Origin of the sequence: Spirulina sp. 06S082 (assembly GCF_034932145.1) — a bacterium.
Taxonomy (GTDB): Bacteria; Cyanobacteriota; Cyanobacteriia; order Cyanobacteriales; family Spirulinaceae; genus CCY15215.
This window is the reverse complement of the sequence record NZ_JAYGHV010000087.1, coordinates 1-3,526: the sequence shown is the minus strand read 5'-3', so window position 1 is coordinate 3,526 and position 3,526 is coordinate 1. Positions and strand designations below refer to the sequence as shown.

Sequence of the window (3,526 nt, the reverse complement as noted above, 5' to 3'; positions counted from 1 at the left end):
GTTTGATAAGTCCAATCCTTGAAATAGGATTAATTAGAATAGTTGATGATATGTTGCGAAATTTATATCTTATTGAATTAAATTCAGGAGAATGCTTGCTAGTTTTTAAACACTCATCACAGATATCGGATTTCGCAATCAGTGACAATGGAAAAATTATTATCTCAGCTTCAGAGAATGAGCTTCACTTAATAGGAGTAAAAAATAAAGAATATCAAAAATATAAACATATGATTTTAGAAGAATACTCAGAAACAACAGAAAAACTCATGTGTTGTGATTTGAATGAAGATGGACTTATCATTCTTACTGCCTATGACAATGGGATTTTACGCATAAGAGATTTACGAAAAGAATCTTTGATAGAAATAGAAAGTGGGCATGCAGATGAAATAGCTAAGTGTGTAATAAGCTGTAATGGACTGATAGCTGTATCTAGTTCAAAAGATAAAACTTTGAAAATCTGGAATACTATTACTGGTGATTGCATTGATACTTTATTTGTTGATTCAGCTTTACATCGTTGTATCATTAGTAATGATAGCCAATTGCTCCTTTATTCTCAAACAAGAGACACAATACAAATAGTTAATATACAGAATGGACAAAAAATCGGGAAATTTACTTTTGATTCATGGGTTAGCACACTAGCATTTTCCCCTGACAGGACACAAATCATGGTTGGTGATTACTCAGGATGCGTTCATTTTCTTCAGTTAGAAGGATTAAACATATTATCAAGATAACTCTTGGGGAATGTTATGAATGTTTTTAATGATTTATTAAGTGAAAGAGGATAGAGATATCCTTTATTATCCCCAACTCTCCACCGCCCGAATCTCCACCTCCACCGGAATCGGACGAATAAAATACTCCCCCGCCTTCACCATACAACGCCTCAACTGCTCCATCGCCCACTCCGCCAACCCCACCGGACATTCCAATACAATCTCATCGTGAATCGCCGCCACCAACCCCACCTCTGTCCCCTGAAATCTCCGCCATGCCAGCGCTAACGCCAACTTCGTCATATCCGCATTCGTCCCCTGCACTGGATGATTGATCGACTCATTTAACCTCGGCTTTTGCCCCTTCCCCCACGATCGCCGCCTTCCCCCCAGAGTACGACTGTCCCGCCTGCCCCGACTCCACTCCCGACGCACGCGATCGTGATACGCCTTAACCCCTCCATAGGACTCGAAAAACCGCTTGCGAAACGCCGAGGCCTCCGGCAAACTGATCTCAATGCCCTGCTCCTTCGCCGCCGTCGCCCGCAACTTCTTCGCCCCCATCCCATAGATCAAACCAAAATTAATCGCCTTCCCCAACCGACGCTCCTCTACCGTCACCTCCCCAACTGCCTTGCCCAACACCAAAGCTGCCGTCAGTCGGTGCAAATCCTCCCCCCGACGATAGGCATCTATCATGCGCCGATCGCCGCTTGCTTTCGCCATAATCCTCAATTCGATTTGGCTGTAATCGGCTTTAATCAGCACCTTTCCGGGTGGGGCGACAAAACACTGCCGGATTTCAACCGCCCTCGGAATATGCTGCAAATTCGGTTGCTGGCAACTAAAACGCCCGGATCGGGTACCGAGTTGAAACCAATGGGGATGGATGCGATCGCTCACGGGGTGGATATGTTCCAACACCCCCTCGGCAAAAGTGGAAATGCGAGCCGACAAGCTGCGATAATCCAATAGGGTTTGAATGACCGGATGCTTTCTCGCTAAAGGGAGCAACTGTTGAGCGCTCGCAGAAGGAACGAGGATATTTTGTGCCGCCAATGCCGCTTTGACCTGCTGGGAAGAGCGGGGATTGATAGTTTCCGTCAACTCCGGCAACAGAGAAACCTGTTGGGTGGGCGGGCGTTTCAGTTGGCGATCGAGTTGGGTTTTCAATCGTGCCTGCTGCTGCTTGAGGCGATCGCCCATCGCTTTCCATTTCTCGCGATCCAAATACATCCCGTTGAGTTCCATTTGGGCAGTGGCAGGGAGACAGGCAAACTCCAACTTTGCTGTGGGCATTAACTTTGCCCGTTCCAACTTGGCTTTTAAAATGCGATAGAGGGGTAAGAGAATCGCCGCATCCATTGCCGCATATTGCAGTTGCTTTAAGGTTAAAGTCCCGGAAAAGTCGCTGGTTTGTTGGGTTTTATCGAGAGGAATGCCGAGGAGTTTCATCGCGATCGCCTCTAAAGACAGCCGTTTTTTCAAACCCGCCGTCAGAACCCGATAGGCAAGGTAGGTGTCAAAAAAAGGCGGTTGCAAAGATAGTCCCCTTCGAGTCAGCATCAGCCATTCAAACTTGAGATTGTGACCGATTTTAATACAGGGAGAACTCAGCAGAGAATGCAAAGGAGCAAGATCGGGAATGGCAAAGCAGTCGATAACAATTGTCGGACGATCCAATGCCGCCAACTGAATCAGGCGAACTTTATGGCGATAGGGGTCGAGTCCGGTGGTTTCGCAGTCAATGCCGAGGAATGGGGCAGATTTCAGAGGCGCGATCGCTGCTGCCAATTCATCGGAGCGATCGACCAGTCGGTAATCGGTATTGAGGGAAATGGGAGGACTCGGGCGAGATTTGCCTGCCATCATCACTTGGGTTTCCTGCCATGTGTAGAACGAGCAAGGACTGTCCCGACGCGATCGGCCAGACGCATAACGCCGGAGAATATCTCGTTTCGTTAAAGGGGTCATGGGGAAGGGAGAAAAATCGGGTTGTACCCCGACACCAGCGCGATTGCGCTACTTCTGCTGACCGTTACCCTTTAGCTTGCGGAAAGTGTCGTTATCGCAAGCTAAAGGGCTGTATGATAGAAAAGACCAGCTGTTTGAGAACGATGACCGAAATCATCCCCGTTACCCCTTCTACCCTCCTGCAACCCGAACCCATCGATATTATCGAACGGCTGTTGCAGGATAAGCGATCGCCCAATACTCGCCATGCCTATCAAAAGGATTTGCGGGATTTCTTTAACTTTCTCGCTCAATCTCCCCCTACCCCGGAATTGGTGGCGCAGTTTCTTTCTCTGCCTCGCTTTGATGCGATCGCGAAGGTGTTTAAGTATAAAGCATGGTTGATGGATAAAGGATTGAGCGAGGCGACGGTTAATCGCCGTCTCAGTGCCATTAAATCAATGGTACGCTTGGCACAAAACTTAGGGAAATGCAGTTGGAGTTTAGACCATATTAAAGGGGAGAAAGTCCGGCAGTATCGGGACACGAGCGGCATTGCCAGACAGGACTTCAAGCGCGTTTTGGAGAACTGCGATCGCTCGACGTTGAAGGGAAAGCGAGATTATGCTCTATTGCGATTACTTTGGGATAATGCCCTACGTCGGGGGGAAATTGCTCAATGCAATATTCAAGATTTCGATGCGGAAAGGCGGACATTGAAGATTCGCGGCAAGGGAAGGGGGACGGAAGTTGAGGTCGTGCATTTGGCGAATTCGACGGTACAGGCGCTTTTAGCATGGTTGCAAGCAAGGCGAGAGTTAAAGGTTAAATCGCCTCTATTTGTG

Annotated in this window: 3 protein-coding genes; 2 read left to right on the top strand and 1 reads right to left on the bottom strand. The window is 47.7% G+C overall.

From position 1 onward, the window contains the following. On the top strand, positions 1 to 746 hold a 746-nt coding region (locus tag VB714_RS07090; RefSeq protein ID WP_323222533.1), incomplete at its 5' end, for a hypothetical protein. Positions 747 to 812: 66 nt separating this feature from the next. Here VB714_RS07090 and VB714_RS07085 read toward each other — a convergent pair. Beyond that, positions 813 to 2,702, bottom strand: a complete 1,890-nt coding sequence (locus VB714_RS07085; RefSeq protein WP_323222531.1) for a DNA polymerase — start codon at positions 2,700 to 2,702, stop codon at positions 813 to 815. 143 nt (positions 2,703 to 2,845) lie between these two features. Here VB714_RS07085 and VB714_RS07080 point away from each other — a divergent pair. Next, on the top strand, positions 2,846 to 3,526 hold a 681-nt coding region (locus tag VB714_RS07080; protein ID WP_323222529.1), incomplete at its 3' end, for a tyrosine-type recombinase/integrase.